At 70.6% G+C, this 16,261-nt stretch carries 13 protein-coding genes; 7 read left to right on the top strand and 6 right to left on the bottom strand.

The genetic code is table 11. The features are described from left to right. Positions 1–387: 387 nt before the first annotated feature. From uvrA to WDW90_RS18615, 3 genes are all read left to right on the top strand, one after another. Positions 388–3,474: an excinuclease ABC subunit UvrA gene (gene uvrA / locus WDW90_RS18605; protein ID WP_336488922.1), complete on the top strand. Its 3,087-nt coding sequence runs from the start codon at positions 388–390 to the stop codon at positions 3,472–3,474. Positions 3,475–3,948: 474 nt separating this feature from the next. Beyond that, positions 3,949–4,953 (top strand): transporter family protein, encoded by a 1,005-nt coding sequence (locus WDW90_RS18610; RefSeq protein WP_336488923.1) that lies wholly within the window; start codon positions 3,949–3,951, stop codon positions 4,951–4,953. A 269-nt stretch (positions 4,954–5,222) separates the two neighbouring features. After that, the gene (locus WDW90_RS18615) at positions 5,223–5,801 is read left to right on the top strand and encodes a fasciclin domain-containing protein (RefSeq protein ID WP_336488924.1); all 579 of its coding nucleotides are present in this window, start codon (positions 5,223–5,225) and stop codon (positions 5,799–5,801) included. 199 nt (positions 5,802–6,000) lie between these two features. Here WDW90_RS18615 and WDW90_RS18620 read toward each other — a convergent pair whose 3' ends face one another. Next, positions 6,001–6,696, bottom strand: coding sequence for an anti-sigma factor (locus WDW90_RS18620; RefSeq protein WP_431311070.1), 696 nt, complete (start codon positions 6,694–6,696; stop codon positions 6,001–6,003). 11 nt (positions 6,697–6,707) lie between these two features. Beyond that, positions 6,708–7,259: an RNA polymerase sigma factor gene (locus WDW90_RS18625; RefSeq protein ID WP_336488926.1), complete on the bottom strand. Its 552-nt coding sequence runs from the start codon at positions 7,257–7,259 to the stop codon at positions 6,708–6,710. 329 nt (positions 7,260–7,588) lie between these two features. Between WDW90_RS18625 and WDW90_RS18630 the strand changes: the two genes are divergently transcribed. The 3 genes from WDW90_RS18630 (at position 7,589) to trmFO (ending at position 10,661) form a co-directional block, all read left to right on the top strand. Beyond that, complete coding sequence (locus tag WDW90_RS18630; RefSeq protein ID WP_336488927.1) at positions 7,589–8,563, top strand: S1C family serine protease; 975 nt, start codon at positions 7,589–7,591, stop codon at positions 8,561–8,563. Positions 8,564–8,917: 354 nt separating this feature from the next. After that, positions 8,918–9,064 carry a DUF1127 domain-containing protein gene (locus WDW90_RS18635; RefSeq protein WP_336488928.1) on the top strand — a complete coding sequence of 49 codons (147 nt, stop codon included), beginning with the start codon at positions 8,918–8,920 and terminating at the stop codon, positions 9,062–9,064. Between the two features lie 169 nt (positions 9,065–9,233). Next, the gene (trmFO, locus tag WDW90_RS18640; RefSeq protein ID WP_336488929.1) at positions 9,234–10,661 is read left to right on the top strand and encodes a methylenetetrahydrofolate--tRNA-(uracil(54)-C(5))-methyltransferase (FADH(2)-oxidizing) TrmFO; all 1,428 of its coding nucleotides are present in this window, start codon (positions 9,234–9,236) and stop codon (positions 10,659–10,661) included. Between the two features lie 14 nt (positions 10,662–10,675). Here the strand turns inward: trmFO and WDW90_RS18645 are convergent, their stop codons facing one another. Both WDW90_RS18645 and WDW90_RS18650 read right to left on the bottom strand, forming a co-directional pair. Continuing rightward, positions 10,676–11,206 (bottom strand): GNAT family N-acetyltransferase, encoded by a 531-nt coding sequence (locus WDW90_RS18645; protein WP_336488930.1) that lies wholly within the window; start codon positions 11,204–11,206, stop codon positions 10,676–10,678. Positions 11,207–11,331: 125 nt separating this feature from the next. Beyond that, positions 11,332–13,056, bottom strand: a complete 1,725-nt coding sequence (locus WDW90_RS18650; protein WP_336488931.1) for an L-lactate permease — start codon at positions 13,054–13,056, stop codon at positions 11,332–11,334. Positions 13,057–13,404: 348 nt separating this feature from the next. Between WDW90_RS18650 and WDW90_RS18655 the strand changes: the two genes are divergently transcribed. Beyond that, on the top strand, positions 13,405–14,973 hold the full coding sequence (locus WDW90_RS18655) for a putative bifunctional diguanylate cyclase/phosphodiesterase (protein ID WP_336488932.1): 1,569 nt from the start codon (positions 13,405–13,407) through the stop codon (positions 14,971–14,973). A 12-nt stretch (positions 14,974–14,985) separates the two neighbouring features. On the opposite strand, the gene WDW90_RS18660 is transcribed toward WDW90_RS18655, so the two are convergent. Together WDW90_RS18660 and WDW90_RS18665 are read right to left on the bottom strand one after the other, a co-directional pair. After that, entirely contained in the window at positions 14,986–15,867 is an 882-nt protein-coding gene (locus WDW90_RS18660) for a phytoene/squalene synthase family protein (protein WP_336488933.1), read from the bottom strand. Further along, positions 15,864–16,253 carry an Mth938-like domain-containing protein gene (locus WDW90_RS18665; RefSeq protein ID WP_336488934.1) on the bottom strand — a complete coding sequence of 130 codons (390 nt, stop codon included), beginning with the start codon at positions 16,251–16,253 and terminating at the stop codon, positions 15,864–15,866. Before WDW90_RS18665 ends, WDW90_RS18660 begins: the two co-directional genes overlap by 4 nt. Positions 16,254–16,261 lie beyond the last annotated feature (8 nt).

The raw sequence follows: 16,261 nt of genomic DNA on the forward strand, positions 1-16,261 counted from the left end.
AATCGGCGCGAGTCCGTAAATTCTTGGTTTCCGGCCGAGGTAATGCTTAATTTTGAAGCATATGACGAAAACAAGTGCATGTTTTTCAGTCTTCTGAAGCTTATCGCGTCACCGCTCCGGGTCTTCGCACCGTCTGCCGGCGGTTCCCGCCCGTCCTCCGCCGCTCCGGCACGGGCCGCCCCGACGCCGGGGCCGGCGCCGGGTTGGGAAGCGGACGGCCGATACCTACATCCTCGGCGGGAACCGCGCCTTCGCACCTCCCGTTGACCCGGCCTCGTCGCAATATTGCCCGTGTACCGTGTTTGTTCTAGCTAGGGCCCGCGTCCTGGCCGGGGGCCCGTCCCGCGTTCGCGCCGATTCGAAGACTGCAAAGAGACCTGCCGCCCCATGGCCAGAGCCCGAGCCGAAGCCGACGCCAAGGATGCCAAGCGCGAGCCCGCGCGCGATGCCAGGACGAACGCCGAGGCGGCGACCAGGCGGACAACCAAGCCGACGACCAAGCCTTCATCGAGGCCGGATGCGCGGCGCGGGGCCGAGGCGGATGACAGGCTCGAGGCCTTGTTCGACGGGGCTCGCGACGCCCGGGTGATCGCGGTGCGGGGCGCGCGCGAGCACAACCTCAAGAACATCGACCTGACGATCCCGCGCGACAGGCTCGTGGTCTTCACGGGCCTGTCGGGCTCCGGCAAGTCCTCGCTCGCCTTCGACACGATCTACGCCGAGGGCCAGCGCCGCTACGTCGAGTCGCTCTCGGCCTATGCCCGCCAGTTCCTGGAGATGATGTCGAAGCCCGATGTCGACCAGATCGACGGGCTCTCGCCGGCCATCTCCATCGAGCAGAAGACCACCTCGAAGAACCCGCGCTCCACCGTCGGCACGGTGACGGAGATCTACGACTACATGCGCCTGCTCTGGGCGCGGGTCGGCATCCCCTACTCGCCGGCCACGGGGCTCCCGATCGAGAGCCAGACCGTGAGCCAGATGGTCGACCGGGTCCTGGCGCTGCCCGAGAAGACCCGGCTCTACCTGCTGGCGCCGGTCGTCCGGGGACGCAAGGGCGAGTACCGCAAGGAGATCGCCGAGTTCCAGAAGAAGGGCTTCCAGCGGCTGCGCATCGACGGCGAGCAATACCCGATCGACGACGTGCCGAAGCTCGACAAGAAGCTCAAGCACGACATCGACGTCGTGGTCGACCGGATCGTGGTGCGGGCCGATATCGGCTCGCGGCTCGCCGAGTCGTTCGAGACGGCGCTGGAGCTCGCCGACGGCGTCGCCGTGGTCGAGTTCGCCGACGCGCCCGAGGGCGACGGCCCGCGCGAGAGCCCGCAGGCCATCACCTTCTCGTCGCGCTTCGCCTGTCCGGTGTCGGGCTTCACCATCGCGGAGATCGAGCCGCGCCTGTTCTCGTTCAACAATCCCTTCGGCGCCTGCCCGACCTGCGGCGGCATCGGCCACGAGATGCGGATCGATCCCGAGCTCGTGATCTCGGACCCGAGCCTCAGCCTCAAGCGGGGCGCGGTCGCGCCCTGGGCGAAATCGACCTCGCCCTATTACGGGCAGACCCTCGACGCGCTCGCCCGGCACTACGGATTCAAGACCACCGTGGCCTGGGCCGACCTGCCCGAGGAGGCGCAGAGCGCCGTCCTGTACGGCTCGGGCCGGCAGTCGATCCGCTTCGACTACAACGACGGCCTGCGCGCCTACGCGGTGAACAAGCCCTTCGAGGGCGTGATCCCGAACCTGGAGCGCCGCTACAAGGAGACCGAGAGCGACGCCTCGCGCGACGACATCGCCCGCTTCATGGGCGAGACGCCCTGCGAGGCCTGCGCCGGCAAGCGCCTCAAGCCCGAGGCGCTCGCCGTCAAGATCGCGATGCAGGATATCGGCGCGGTGACGGCGCTCTCGGTGCGCGAGGCGCATGGCTGGTTCTCGGCGCTGCCCGAGAGCCTGACGCGGAAGCAGAACGAGATCGCGGTCCGGATCCTCAAGGAGATCCGCGACCGCCTCACCTTCCTCATCGACGTCGGGCTCGAGTACCTGACGCTCAGCCGCGGTTCGGGCTCGCTGTCGGGCGGCGAGAGCCAGCGCATCCGCCTCGCCTCGCAGATCGGATCGGGGCTGACTGGCGTGCTCTACGTGCTGGACGAGCCCTCGATCGGCCTGCACCAGCGCGACAACGAGCGCCTGCTCGGCACGCTGAAGCGCCTGCGCGACCTCGGCAACTCGGTGATCGTCGTCGAGCACGACGAGGACGCGATCCTGCAGGCCGACTACGTCGTCGATGTCGGCCCGGGCGCGGGCATCCACGGCGGCGAGATCATCGCGCAGGGCACGCCCGAGGAGGTGCTGGCTCATCCTGATTCGCTGACCGCCAAGTACCTGACGGGCGCGCTGACGGTGCGGACCCCCGTCGCCCGCCGCAAGGCCCGCAAGGGCAAGCTCAGGCTCGTCGGCGCACGCGGCAACAACCTGAAGGACGTGTCAGTCGAGATCCCGCTGGGGACCTTCACGTGCATCACGGGCGTCTCGGGCGGCGGCAAGTCGACCCTCGTGATCGACACGCTCTACAAGGCGGTGGCGAAGAAGCTGAACGGGGCGCTGGAGCATCCGGCGCCCTACGAGCGGCTGGAGGGGCTCGAGCATCTCGACAAGGTCATCGACATCGACCAGTCGCCGATCGGGCGCACGCCGCGCTCGAACCCCGCCACCTATATCGGCGCCTTCACGCCGATCCGCGACTGGTTCGCGGGGCTGCCCGAGGCGAAGGCCCGCGGCTACCAGCCGGGGCGCTTCTCCTTCAACGTGAAGGGCGGGCGCTGCGAGGCCTGCTCGGGCGACGGCGTCATCAAGATCGAGATGCACTTCCTGCCCGACGTCTACGTCACCTGCGACGTCTGCAAGGGCCGCCGCTACGACCGCGAGACCCTGGAGGTGAAGTATCGTGGCAAGTCCATCGCCGACGTGCTCGACATGACGGTCGAGGAGGCGGCCGACCTGTTCAAGGCGGTGCCGTCGATCCGCGAGAAGATGGAGACGCTGGCCCGCGTCGGGTTGCACTACGTGCGGGTCGGCCAGCAGGCGACGACGCTCTCGGGCGGCGAAGCCCAGCGCGTGAAGCTCTCGAAGGAGCTCGCCAAGCGCGCGACGGGGCGCACCCTCTATATCCTCGACGAGCCGACCACGGGCCTGCACTTCCACGACGTCGCCAAGCTGATGGAGGTGCTCCACGAACTCGTCGACCAGGGCAACACCGTGGTGGTGATCGAGCACAACCTCGAAGTCATCAAGACCGCCGACTGGGTGATCGACATGGGCCCCGAGGGCGGCGACGGCGGCGGCACCGTGGTGGCCGAGGGAAGCCCTGAGCAGATCGCGAGATCGAGGCAGAGCCATACCGGGCGATTCCTCCGCGACGTGCTCGCCCGCCGCCCGGCCGCCGAACCGCCGACGGGCCGGCGCGCCGCAGCCGAGTGAGGGCCGCGCGGCTCGATTCGCCGATTCGGAGCCGACGGGCCGGGCCGTGACACGCACGGCCGGCCCGTCGGCGCTTCCGGGCGCCAACTCCGCCCTTGCCCATTCGCCAGCCCGGAATTGCGCAAAGCTCCCACCCGCGCGGCCGGCAAGAGCTTGAGCATTCTGTGCTATTTTTCCGGAGTTGGGATCCCGGATGCGGCCTCGCTCGGCCTGCCCGGCCAGGCAAGCCGGTGTTGCATCGCGCAAAAAATGCGGCTTTTGCGCAACGGTTCGGCTCTCTCTGCCGGGAGGCAAGGCATTCCACTGTCTTTCGGCGGCGGTCTGTAGAATAGTTCCCGACGTTGAGACTTGAGGTGGGGCCGTAAGGGGGCGCTTGGCACCATTGAAACGGGAGCCGACTTTAACGGCATGCCGGCAATGACGTGCGCAAGGCTACGGGGCGGACGCCTGAAATCCTTGGGAAGGAAAGATAAAATGACGATGAAATGGCTCGCCGCCGGCGCGGTGGCGCTCTCGGTCGGCATGACGGCGACGGCCTCGTACGCGCAGACGACGACGGTTCCGGGTGAGCAGGTCGGCCTCGCGGTCGGCGCTCCGCTTCCCGAGGGCGTCTACGCGATCAACACCTTCACGTACCGCAGCCCCGACGGCCCGAACGCGACCTCGGTCGACACCGCCGTCAACATCCCGGTCCTCGTGTGGTCGACCCCTTGGAAGATCCTCGACGCCCGCGTCGAGCTGGTCGTCGCCCCGCCGACCGTGTTCACCTTCAGCCGCGCCGCGAACGGCCGTGACACCAGCATCAACGTCGGCACCTTCGTCGGCGGCATCTTCGCCTGGGATCTCGGCAACAACGTCGGCGTCAGCTACCTCGCCGGTGTCTACCTCAACGAGCTCGACGCCGGTCGCGGCGGCGGCCTCGGCATCCTGGCCTCGAACACCTACCGCCAAGGCTGGGCCATCAGCTACACCGGCGACGGCTGGAACCTGACCGCGAACCTGACCTACAACTTCTACGACGTTCCGGCCCGGTTCAGCGGCCGCAACGGCATCCCGGGCTTCTACGGCAACCAGTTCCCGTCCGACGGCCTCAACCTCGACCTGACCGCGACGAAGAAGTTCGGCAAGTTCGAGATCGGCGCCATCGGCTACGGCACCACCAACCTGTCGAACCGCGCCCCGCTTCCGTTCGGCCCGAATTGCCTCGGCCTCGGCGGCAATTGCGGCTCGGTCGGCCCGAGCGGCGGCGGCCGGTTCGCCCTCGGCGGCCTCATCGGCTACGATTTCGGGCCCTTCACGGTCCAGGCCTGGGTTGCCCGCGACGTCGTGAGCTCGGTCCGTCAGGTCTCGCCGTTCACCGGCCTGCCGACCAACCGCACGGCCTATCAGACGGAAGGCTGGTTCCGGATCATCGCGCCGCTCTACACGGTGGCCGCTGCTCCGCCCCCGCCCCCGGCGCCGCTCATCCGCAAGTACTGATCGCGAAACGAGCCCGGCCTGGAAAGCTCCAGGTCGGGACCGACGCCTCGACGAAGCCGTCCGGCCCCCAGGGCCGGGCGGCTTTCGCGTTCCGGGACCTTCCCGAGAATGGCCTCTCCGAGAATGGCCTCCCCGAGAACGAGTTGGGCGGAGGGCGAGTTGGCCGGCGAGGCGTGGGCCGGAGGATGGATTGCGCGAAACCTTTTCGGATGCCGGCCCGTACCGGCCGGCGTGACCCCGCAGGACGGGGCTCAGAGAGAGGTTACGCCATGCTCAAGCTTTCCGCCGCGCGTCCCCGTGCGTCCCGCCTCGCGGCCGTCGCCCTGGCGATGGCGGTCGGTGCCGCGCTGCCGGTCGCGGCGCTCGCCAAGAACCCGATGGTCGGCGGCGCGCCGATGTACGCCTCGAAGACCATCGTGCAGAACGCGGTCAACTCGAAGGATCACACCACCCTGGTGGCGGCCGTCAAAGCCGCGGGCCTCGTCGACACGCTGAACGGGCCGGGCCCCTTCACGGTGTTCGCGCCGACCAACGCCGCCTTCGCCAAGCTGCCGCCGGGCACCGTCGAGACGCTGGTTCAGCCCCAGAACAAGGGCACGCTGACGAGCATCCTGACCTACCACGTGGTCCCCGGCACGCTCACCGCCAAGGACCTGATGGCGATGGCCAGGCAGGGCGGCGGACAGGCGCAGATCAAGACCGTCCAGGGCGAGCCTCTCACGGTCCAGAGCCGCGGCAATAAGGTCTACGTCACCGACGCCAAGGGCAACACCGCGACGGTGACCATCGCCAACGTGATGCAGTCGAACGGTGTCATCCACGTGATCAACGGCGTGCTGCAGCCCTGATTGCCGCAGGGCGCCGCGGCGAAGACCCGCCGCGCCCTCGGGGCCGGCGGGAGGATTCCCGTCACGGGAACGTTGCGTGCGGCGCTCTCCGTCATCGCGGTCGCGCGGGGGGCCGGAAGACCCGGTTCCGGGATTCCGGATCATGCCCGGACGTCGAGAGGGCCCCGGCTCGCCGAGCCGGGGCCCTCGCGTTCGTGCCTCAGTCGCGGATCAGCTGGCCCGTGTAGATCACCTGGCCCGTGGGTTGGCCCGTCGGCGAGCCGCCCGGCGGCTCGACCGAGACGGCGAATACGCCCTCGCCCGTCCGCGCCGCCGCCGGGAGCTCGACCCGGCTCGCATCCGCGCCGATCAGGCCGAGCGGCTTCGGCGCCTCGCCCGCACCCACGTACCAGAGCTGGAGGCTGCGCCCCGCCGGCGTCTCGGCCTTGACCGGCCGCACCGAGGCCGTGCCGGCCGCGGTGTCGACATTGACGATGAGTGCGGGCAGCGCGCCCCCGCTCGTGACCACGGCGACGTAGCGCGCACCTGCCGGAGGGCCGGCGGGCGGCGCCAGCCGGGGCCCGACCACGATGAACGCGGCGAGGGCCGCCGCCACGAGGCCGGCCCCGGCCGTCGCCAGCCGCCAGCGCCGGACCTGGCGGCCGAGGTCGCGGATCCGGTTGTCGTTGGCGGCCCCGCCCGGCAGGGCCCGCACGATCGCCTCCCAGACACGCGGGCTCGGCGGCTCGCTTGGGATCGCCAGGACGAGCGGCGCGAGGCGGCCCTCCCAGGCGCGAACCGCGGCGGCGGCGGCCGGGTCGACCGTGCGCTCCAGCTCGAAGGCCGCCCGCTCGGAGGGGGACAGCGTCCCGAGTACGTACTCGGCTGCCCGTAGGTCGCGCTCGTCCGGTCCCATCGCGCCCGCGCTCACGAGACGGTCTCCAAACAGCCCTTGAGGCTGGCGAGCGCCCGGTGCAGCCAGGTCTTGATCGTGTTGACGGGCCGGCCGAAGCGCTGCGCGAGGTCTTCGCGGGAATAGCCCTGGCAATAGGCCAGCACCACGCAGTCCCGATGCGCCGCGTCGAGCCGCGCGAGGCAGGCCCGGAGCGCGTCCCGGCTGAGGATCGCCTGCTCGCTGTCGCTCGGATCGGCAAGGCGCTCCAACCAATCCTCCCCGTCCTCGTGCACCGGCCCCTGAACCTCGCCCCGGCGGCGGACCACGTCGATCGCGCGGTGGCGCGCGATGGCGCAGAGCCACGGAAGCGGCGGCCCCGCCTCCGGCGAGTAGGACCCCGCCGCCTGCCAGATCCGCAGATACGCATCCTGAAGGATGTCCTCCGCGCGGGATCGGTCGCGCTGGATACGGAGGATCACGCCGTAAAGTTTCGGGGCGGTCAGGTCGTAGAGGGCGCGCAGCGCCGGCTCGTCCCGGCCCGCGACCTTGCGCAGGAGGGCGATCAGGGCGGCATCGTCACGCAAGGCAGGGAGCTTTCGGGATGCGCGACATGCGTCAGGCCGTTCGATCTGTCGGGAACGTTCGTCGGGCACCCTAGAGCATTTTCTCGTGCGATGGACCGGGATCGCGCGAACGAGGTGCGGACAACCGGCGCGCTCGGCCGCTCGTCCGCGTCGCGCTCGCGGATCCGGCGCCTCCCCGAGGCGGTCGCCCCGGGTGTCGCCGGGGCTCGGCGCGACCTATCTCATGGATCTCGACGTCGTGCCGGGTCCGCGCGGCTCCAAGGGGCTCAAAGCGGCTCTCCGCACCGCCGGATGCGTGCGACCGCCCGAACCGGAAGGATTGCAAGCCCATGGCCTCGCCCGGCGACTGGAAGATCCCCGCTTCCGTGCAGCCCAAGCCCGGCGACTACGCCTACGACCTCGACCGGGCTCTCAGCGCCGTCGTAGCCCTCTCGACGCGCGTCCCGCCCGAGGCCTTCACGGCCGACACGCTCGGCACCGAGCGGGCGGGCAACGGCGTCGTCATCCGCGAGGATGGGCTCGTGCTCACGGTGGGCTACCTGATCATGGAGGCGGACACCGTCTGGCTCACGACCCATGACGGGCGCTCCGTGCCCGGGCACGTCGTGGGCTTCGACGCGGCCACGGGATTCGGCCTCGTCCAGGCGCTGCAGCCGCTCAAGCTGCCGGCGCTGCCTCTCGGGCGCTCGGACACGCTCGGCATCGGCGACCGGGTGGTCGTGGCGGGCGCGGGCGGGCGCGGGCGTAGCATCGCCGCACAGCTGATCGCCCGCCAGGAATTCGCCGGCTACTGGGAATACCTCCTCGACGACGCCCTCTTCACCGCGCCCTCGCACCCGCACTGGGGCGGCACGGCCCTGATCGGGCCGGCGGGCGATCTCCTGGGAATTGGCTCCCTGCAATTGCAGCAGGGCGGCGCGTCGGGCGCGCGCGCGATCAACATGGTGGTGCCGATCGACTTGCTACCGCCGATCCTCGACGATCTCACGGCGCGGGGGCGCCCGAACCGCCCGGCCCGCCCCTGGCTCGGTCTCTACGCCACGGAGAGCGACGACGGGATCGTGGTGATGGGACTCGCCGATGACGGGCCTGCTGAGACGGCGGGCCTGCGCGCGGGCGACGTCGTCGAGGCGGTCGCGGGCGAGCCCGCCGCCAGTCTCGCCGATTTCTTCCGTCGCGTCTGGGCGCTCGGCGATGCCGGCGTGCGCGTGCCGTTGACGATCCGCCGGGACGGCCGTCCCCTGAAGCTCGCCGTGGCGTCGAGCGACCGCGAGCGGTTCCTGGTGAGCCCCCAGCTCCATTAGGGCATCGTCTGCCGGAGTGGCCGCCGGTTTGGCGCGAAAAATGTGACTTCATAAAGAGTCAGGGCGTTTTCTGGTGATCCGAAGATCATGGAACACGCTCCAGCGCGGTCGCGCCGCGGCACAGGCAGGTTTCCATACCTCTAACGGCGCGCGCCTTCTCGCCTCGAATCCTGCCCTTCCTTGAGGCAGCGCGGATCCTTGTCGAAATCCTGGGCTCGCCTTGCTGAGACTGCATGGCAGGTTTCCGGTCTCGTGACTGCCACGAGCGCCATCATGACCTTATATCGCACTGCAACAAACAAGAGAGCGCCGGGCTTCGCGGCCGGTCGCTCCCGACAGAGCAGAGTACCCGCCATGACCTTCATTGTGAGCAAGATCAAAAACTACCTGCGCTACCGCGAGACGGTGCAGGAACTCTCGCGGCTGACCAAGCGGGATCTCGACGATCTCGGCATCAACCGCTTCGAGATCCCCCGCATCGCCCGCCGCCGCGCCGCCTGATCGGCCGACAACGACGGGGCCGTCCCGGCCTCGACCGACCCGCGCCCGCCCTCCCCGGCGGGCGCGTCCGTTTCCGGCCTCCGATTTCCGGCCTCCGATGCGGCGGGGCCGGGCGGCATCGTCCCCGCCATACGTTGATTCGCGCGCTGGCGATCCTTTATGCCGGGGCATGTCCGGATCAGCACCCATCCACGTCATCGGCGGCGGCCTCGCGGGTTCCGAGGCCGCCTGGCAGATCGCAGAGGGCGGCCACCGCGTCGTCCTTCACGAGATGCGGCCGGTGCGCGCCACCGACGCGCACCGCACGGACGGGCTCGCCGAGCTCGTCTGCTCGAACTCCTTCCGCTCCGACGATCCGAACGGCAACGCCGTCGGCCTGCTCCACCAGGAGATGCGCGCGCTCGGCTCCCTGATCATGCGGATGGGCGACGCCCATCAGGTGCCCGCCGGCGGGGCGCTCGCCGTCGACCGCGACGGCTTCTCGCAGGCCGTCACGCAGGCGCTGGAAGCGCATCCGAACGTCGTGATCGCCCGCGAGGAGATCGACGGCCTGCCGCCGGCGGAGTGGGAGCGGGTGATCGTGGCGACCGGCCCCCTCACCTCGCCGGCGCTGGCCGAGGCGATCGGGCGGCTGACGGGGGCCGAATCCCTCGCCTTCTTCGACGCCATCGCCCCGATCGTCCACCGCGACTCGATCGACATGGGCAAGGCGTGGTTCCAGTCCCGCTACGACAAGGCGGGGCCCGGGGGCTCGGGGGCCGACTACATCAACTGCCCGCTCGACCGCGACCAGTACGACGCCTTCGTGGCGGCCCTGGTTTCCGGCGAGAAGACGAGCTTCAAGGAGTGGGAGGCGTCCACCCCCTATTTCGACGGCTGCCTGCCGATCGAGGTGATGGCCGAGCGCGGCCCCGAGACCCTGCGGCACGGGCCGATGAAGCCCGTCGGCCTCACGAACCCGCACAACCCGACCGTGAAGGCCTGCGCCATCGTGCAACTACGCCAGGACAACGCGCTCGGCACCCTCTACAACATGGTGGGCTTCCAGACGAAGCTGCGCCATGCTGAGCAGGTGCGCATCTTCCGCACGATTCCCGGTCTCGAGAACGCGGAATTCGCCCGCCTCGGCGGCCTGCACCGCAACACCTACCTCGATTCGCCCCGTCTCCTCGACGCCACCCTGCGGCTGAAGGCCGAGCCGCGGCTGCGCTTCGCCGGGCAGATCACGGGCTGCGAGGGCTACGTCGAGAGCGCCGCGATCGGCCTGATGGCGGGCCGCTTCGCGGCGGCCGAGGCCGAGGGCCGGGCGCTGCCGGCCCTGCCGCAGACCACGGCGCTCGGCGCGCTGATCGCCCACATCACCGGCGGGCACGTCGCGGCCGAGGAGGCCGGCGCGCCTCGCTCCTTCCAGCCCATGAACGTCAATTTCGGGCTGTTCCCCCCGCTCGAGCGCGCGCCCCGCAACGAGACCGGCCGGCGCCTGCGCGGCCCCGAGAAGGCGGCGCTGAAGAAGCGGGCGATGACCGACCGGGCGCGGGCGGATCTCGCGGCGTGGATCGCGGATGCGGACGATCCGCCGCGCGCCGCGGCGGAATAGGCCGGGCGTCGGGCTCACCCGCGCTCGAGGACGAGAACCCGGCGCCCCGGCCGGTGCCCGTCCTCGCCGGTCTCGCGGAAGCCGAGCTTCCGCAGGAGGCCCCAGGAGGCGACGTTGCCGAGCCGGCACTCGGCCACGATCAGCCGGCCGGGAAAGCGCCTCAGCAGCAGCCCGACGATTCCCGTCACCGCCTCGGCGCCGACCCCCTGCCCGCGGGCGGCGCCCGCGACCCAGTAGCCGATCTCGATCGCGGTCTCGCCGCGCAGATGCGTGCCGAGGACCGCCACGAGGCGCCTCTCGTCCCGCGACCAGGCGCCGAGGAAGCGGTCGTTCCCGTGCCGCCCGCTGCCGATCAGGCCGCGGGCATCCTCCAGGGTGAAGGGATCGGGCAGGAAGTCGACGGCGCCGGTGATGGCCGGGTCGTCCGTCACCGCGCGCAAGGCCGCCGCGTCCTCGGGCGCGAGCGCGGCGATGCGCAGGCGGCGGGTCTCGATGCCCGGAAGGTCGGCGAGGCTGTCGCGCCGGGGCGCCCGTCGGAAGTACATCCCGTGAGAGGTGGGGCCGGCACGGCGCGCGGAAAGGCACGTCCGCGCTCCCGATCCTAATCCGGGACGGCCACGAAAAAACCCGCCCCGGCGAGCCGGGGCGGGCTTCGGGAGGCGGTCCGGCGCTACGGTGTGGGCGGGTGGATCACCATCGCGCTGAAGGGATGCACGTAGGCCTGCAGCATCACGAGGCAGCCGACGAGGCAGGCGAGCACGATCGAGTGCCAGAACACGAAGCGCAGGATCTTGCCCTCCTGGCCGAAATAGCCGGTGGCGGTGGAGGCGACGACGATCGACTGCGCGTCGATCATCTTGCCCATGACGCCGCCCGACGAGTTCGCCGAGGCCATCAGGATGCCGGACAGGCCGAGCTGCTCCGAGGTGATCTTCTGCAGGCCGCCGAAGAGCACGTTCGAGGCGGTGTCCGAGCCCGTCAGCGCCACGCCGAGCCAGCCGAGCAGCGTGCCGAAGAACGGGTAGAGGATGCCCGTGCCCGCGAAGGCGAGGCCGAGCGTCGCGTCGACGCCGCCGTAGCGGGTGAGCACCCCGAGCGCCAGCATCGCCGCGATGGTGATGAGCGAGTAGCGCAGCACCCAGATCGTCTCGAGATAGGCCGTGAGAAGGCGCCAGGGCGAGAAGCGCATGATCAGGCCGGAGATGATCGCGGCGAGCAGTACGCCCGTGCCGGTGTAGGACATGTAGGTGAAGGCGAAGACCGCCGCTTCGGGATGCGCCTTGGCGACGACCGGCGGCATCTTCATGATGACGTTGTGCAGGCCCGGCACCTCGTACTTGATCGTGAAGAGCGGGTTCACGAGGTTCTTGAACCAGCCGGTGCCCCAGATCGCGACGACGACCGACAGGATGATCCACGGCACCCAGGCCCAGACGATCTCGCTGGAGGTCGCCGTGCGGGCGCCGGTGTGGACGCGCGGCATCTCGCCGGGCACGCCCGCGCCGAGCGCCACCGGGCGCGGATCGCCGTAGCCGACGGAGGGGTCGTGGCCGCGCAGCGCCGGCGAGGTCCAGATCTCCGACGGCCGCCAGACCTTCAGGAACAGCACGAGCGCGCCCATCGAGATGAGCGAGGCGCCGATATCGACGATCCAGGGGTTCACGAAGTTCGAGATCAGGAACTGCGCGACCGCGAACGAGACGCCGCACACCGCGATCGGCGGCCAGATCTGCAGCATGCCGCGGAAGCCGGCGAAGACCCAGATCAGCCAGAACGGCACGATCACCGAGAAGAAGGGCAGCTGCCGGCCGATCATGGCGCCGAGAATGTAGGGATCGTAGCCCGTGACCGAGGCGAGGCCCTGGATCGGGGCGCCGAGCGCGCCGTAGGCCACCGGCGCGGTGTTGGCGATGAGCGAGAGGCCGGACGCGGCGAGCGGCGAGAAGCCGAGGCCGATCAGGATCGCGCCCGTGACGGCGACCGGGGTACCGAAGCCGCCCGCGCCCTCGAAGAAGGCCCCGAAGGCGAAGGCGACCAGCAGGAGCTGGATGCGCCGGTCCGTGGTGATGCCCGCCACCGATTGCTGGAGGGTCGCGAACCAGCCCTTCTCCACCGTCAGCCGGTAGAGGAAGATCACGTTCAGGATGATCCAGCCGATCGGGAAGAGCCCGAGCGCGACGCCGTAGGCGGAGGCGCGCAGCGCCAGGCCCGTCGGCATGCCGAAGGCCAGGATCGCGACGAGGAGCGCGATGACGAGAGACAGGACGGCCGCGATATGGGCCTTGACCTTGCCGCTCGCGATCATGCCGAGCAGCGCGACGACCGGAAGGGCGGCTGCGAGCGTCGACAGCCACGCATTCCCGAACGGGTCGTAGACTTGATTCCAGGTTTCCACGGGCGTCGCGCTCCTCACCGGCCCGATCTCGGCCGGGCCCTGCCCGCTGTGCTAGCAGAGGCCCACGGCCGGCTCAACGCGGTTTTATTCTGTGTTCAAAGGCTGTTGCACGCGTGCCGGCGCTGCTTCGCGCTCTCGTTGCGAATCGGCCGCGATGCAACGACGAACAGGCCGGGCCGGATCGGGCTGGGGGAGGCCGGGCCGCCGCGCGCACGATCTCTTAAGCATCCGGCGGCCTTGTCGGGGCTAAGGCCCGCCTTCGTTCGATTGCGTACAAGGCGGGTGCCGGTCTTTACGCCCTTTTAAGTGCCGCCGCCTCCCCTGGGAGCGCGGCGAGGGCAGGGATTCATGGCGGACAAGCGGCGCGGCAGCTGGGGAGAGGGCGAGCTCTACGACGCGCTCTGCCTCCTGATGATCGGAGCCTGCTGCTGGATCATCGGCGTCCAGTTCCAGGCCTTCGGCGCCTTCAACAGCTTCGTCCTCGCCCACGACCTGTCGGACCAGCTGATGCTGGGCTTCTTCATGGGGCTGGCGATGTTCGCCTTCAGCCTGCGGAAGTCCCTGCAGCTGCGCAGGGCCATGCGGGAGCGGGACGCCACCGCGGCGCGCGCCGAGGCGATCGCGCGCCACGACGCGCTGACGGGTCTCGCCAACCGGCGCTTGTTCCTCGAGGCGGTCGAGGCGCGCCGCGGCGAGGCGGGTCCGATCCCCTCCGCCGCCGTGCTGCTCGTCGATCTCGACCGCTTCAAGCCCGTCAACGACCTCTACGGTCACGCGGCCGGCAACGCGGTGCTCTGCACGGTCGCCGACCGCCTGGAGGCGCTGCTGCCGCCCCGCGGCGTCGCAGCCCGCCTCGGCGGGGACGAGTTCGCGATGCTGGTCAGCCTCGAGGGCGGCAGCGACGCGCTGGCCCGGCTCGCCCAGGCCGTGATGGCCAGCATCGCCAGCCCGATCCTGTGGAAGGGCAACGAGCTGAAGGTCGGCGCCACGATCGGCATCGCGGTGGTCGCGCGCGAGGACGCGGATGCCGAGGTCGTGCTGCACGCGGCCGACCTCGCCATGTACCAGGGCAAGAAGGACGGGCGCGGCACCTTCCGGGTGTTCAGGAGCGCCATGGATGTGGAGCTGAAGGCGCGGGCCCAGCTCGAGGGCGCGCTGCGGACGGCGATCGCGAGCGGCGAGATCGAGCCCTTCTACCAGCCGGTCGTGTCTCTGCCCGGGCGGGACCTGATCGGGGTCGAGGTCCTGGCCCGCTGGCGCCACCCGACCCGGGGCCTGCTGGCGCCGGCGCAGTTCATCCCGATCGCCGAGGAGACCGGTCTGATCGCCGATCTCAGCTACCGCCTGCTGCGCCAGGCCTGCCTCGACGCGCGCGACTGGCCGACGAACCTCCAGATCGCCATCAACATCGCGCCCCAGCAATTCCAGGATCCCTGGCTGTCCGAGCGCATCCTGGCGATCCTGACCGAGACCGGGCTGCCGCCGAACCGCCTCGAGGTCGAGATCACGGAGACGGCGCTGGTGCAGGACCTGGAGGCTGCGCGCACGACGCTGACCTCGCTGCAGAATCTCGGCGTCCGCATCGCGCTCGACGATTTCGGGACGGGCTATTCGAGCCTCTACCACCTGCGCGAACTGAAGTTCGACAAGCTGAAGATCGACCGCAGCTACGTCGACACGATCACGATGAGCGACGAGCGCGCCAAGCTCGTCGACGCCATCATCAAGCTGAGCGCCAGCCTGGGGCTCGTCACCACGGCCGAGGGCATCGAGACCGATGCGAGCCTCGACTGGCTCGCCGGCCAGGGCTGCGATTTCGGGCAGGGCTACCTGTTCGGTGCCCCGATGCCGAAGGACGAGATCGATTCGCTGCTGACCGCCGACCCGGCGACTGCGCGGGTGCGGATGGTGGCCTGACGCCCGGACGCCCTACCGGATCCGCCGCGCCGCCCGCCAGAGGCGCCAGAGGCGCCGCCAGCGCGGGATCTCGACCGGCGTGTTGAGGGGATCGTAGCCCGGCCGCTCCATCGCGGCGAGATAGGGCTCGACCAGCGCCATGGGCAGGAAGGCGGGCTGGGCGGCCGGCGAGATCGTGGCCCGCGCCGCCTCGTAGGCGGTCAGGTGGCGCCGGGCGAGCGCCCGCAGATCCCGGACGGCGCCATGCAGGCCGGGGCCGCCCCGGCCCGTGACGACGTCCTCCCGGGTCACGCCGTGCTCGCGCAGGGTCTCGACCGGCAGGTAGACCTGGCCCGAGCGGGCATGCCACGGCAGCGCGCGCAGGAGGCCCGTGATGCCGTAGGCGACGCCCGCGTGCCCCGCGGCCGCGGCCCCCCCGGGCTCGGCGCCGTCGCACAGGATGAGGCTCGCCAGCCGGAATAGGGACGAGGCCGTCTCGCCGCAATAGCCCTCCAGGTCGTTCACCCGCGGCATCGGATCGTCGTAGAGGTCGAAGACGCGGGCATCGATCAGGTCGACGAAGGGCTGGCGCCCGAGCCGGTGCCCGACGATGGCGTCCTCCAGGGCCGCCGCGACCGGGTTGGCCCGGACATCGCCGCGCGCCTCGCCCTGGAGCGCGTCGCGCCACCATTGCAGCCGGATCTCACCGGCCATCGGGTTCGCGGCGGCCTCGCGCACCCGCGCCGTCGTGAGGCTGAAGGCGTAGAGCCCGAAGAGGTGCGGGCGCGCGGCGGCAGGGGCGAACAGGGTCGCGAAGTAGCGGTCCGGATCGCCCGCGCGCACCAGGGCCTCGCAGTGCTGGAACGCGAAGGGGAGCCCGTTGCCGGTGCTGGGGCTGGTCTCGGCCTCGGTCACGCGACGGCGATCAGGGCGGCGGCGACCTTGCGGTTCTCCGCCATCAGGATGTTGTAGGTGCGGGCCGCGGCCCCCGTCTGCATCACGTCGAGGCCGATGCCGTTCTGCCTGAGCCAGGCGCGCAAGTCCGGCGGCAGCGGGACGATATCGAGGCCGGTTCCGACGAGGAGGAGCTCGACCGCCCCCGCCTCCGCCTGGACCGGCCGCAGGGCGCTCCGATCGATGGCGCCGGCCTCCGCCACGTCCCAGGCGCGGATGCCGGAGGGCAGGACCAGGATCGAGCCGCGATGCGACATCTCGGCGAAGCGGAAGCCGCCGTCGCCGTAGGCATCGATGAGGTGTCGGCCGGGGACGAAGCCGTCGTGCAGGCGGCGGGGTTCGTTCATCCGGCGCC

It is taken from the genome of Methylobacterium nigriterrae, from assembly GCF_037106235.1.
Lineage (GTDB): Bacteria > Pseudomonadota > Alphaproteobacteria > Rhizobiales > Beijerinckiaceae > Methylobacterium > Methylobacterium nigriterrae.

What these genes read in the sequence shown, in the direction of transcription:
- uvrA (WP_336488922.1), top strand. Translation starts at nt 388, where the DNA reads ATGGCCAGAGCCCGAGCCGAAGCCGACGCCAAGGATGCCAAGCGCGAG.
- WDW90_RS18610 (WP_336488923.1), top strand. Translation starts at nt 3,949, where the DNA reads ATGACGATGAAATGGCTCGCCGCCGGCGCGGTGGCGCTCTCGGTCGGC.
- WDW90_RS18615 (WP_336488924.1), top strand. Translation starts at nt 5,223, where the DNA reads ATGCTCAAGCTTTCCGCCGCGCGTCCCCGTGCGTCCCGCCTCGCGGCC.
- WDW90_RS18620 (WP_431311070.1), bottom strand. Translation starts at nt 6,696, where the DNA reads ATGGGACCGGACGAGCGCGACCTACGGGCAGCCGAGTACGTACTCGGG.
- WDW90_RS18630 (WP_336488927.1), top strand. Translation starts at nt 7,589, where the DNA reads ATGGCCTCGCCCGGCGACTGGAAGATCCCCGCTTCCGTGCAGCCCAAG.
- WDW90_RS18635 (WP_336488928.1), top strand. Translation starts at nt 8,918, where the DNA reads ATGACCTTCATTGTGAGCAAGATCAAAAACTACCTGCGCTACCGCGAG.
- trmFO (WP_336488929.1), top strand. Translation starts at nt 9,234, where the DNA reads ATGTCCGGATCAGCACCCATCCACGTCATCGGCGGCGGCCTCGCGGGT.
- WDW90_RS18645 (WP_336488930.1), bottom strand. Translation starts at nt 11,206, where the DNA reads ATGTACTTCCGACGGGCGCCCCGGCGCGACAGCCTCGCCGACCTTCCG.
- WDW90_RS18655 (WP_336488932.1), top strand. Translation starts at nt 13,405, where the DNA reads ATGGCGGACAAGCGGCGCGGCAGCTGGGGAGAGGGCGAGCTCTACGAC.
- WDW90_RS18665 (WP_336488934.1), bottom strand. Translation starts at nt 16,253, where the DNA reads ATGAACGAACCCCGCCGCCTGCACGACGGCTTCGTCCCCGGCCGACAC.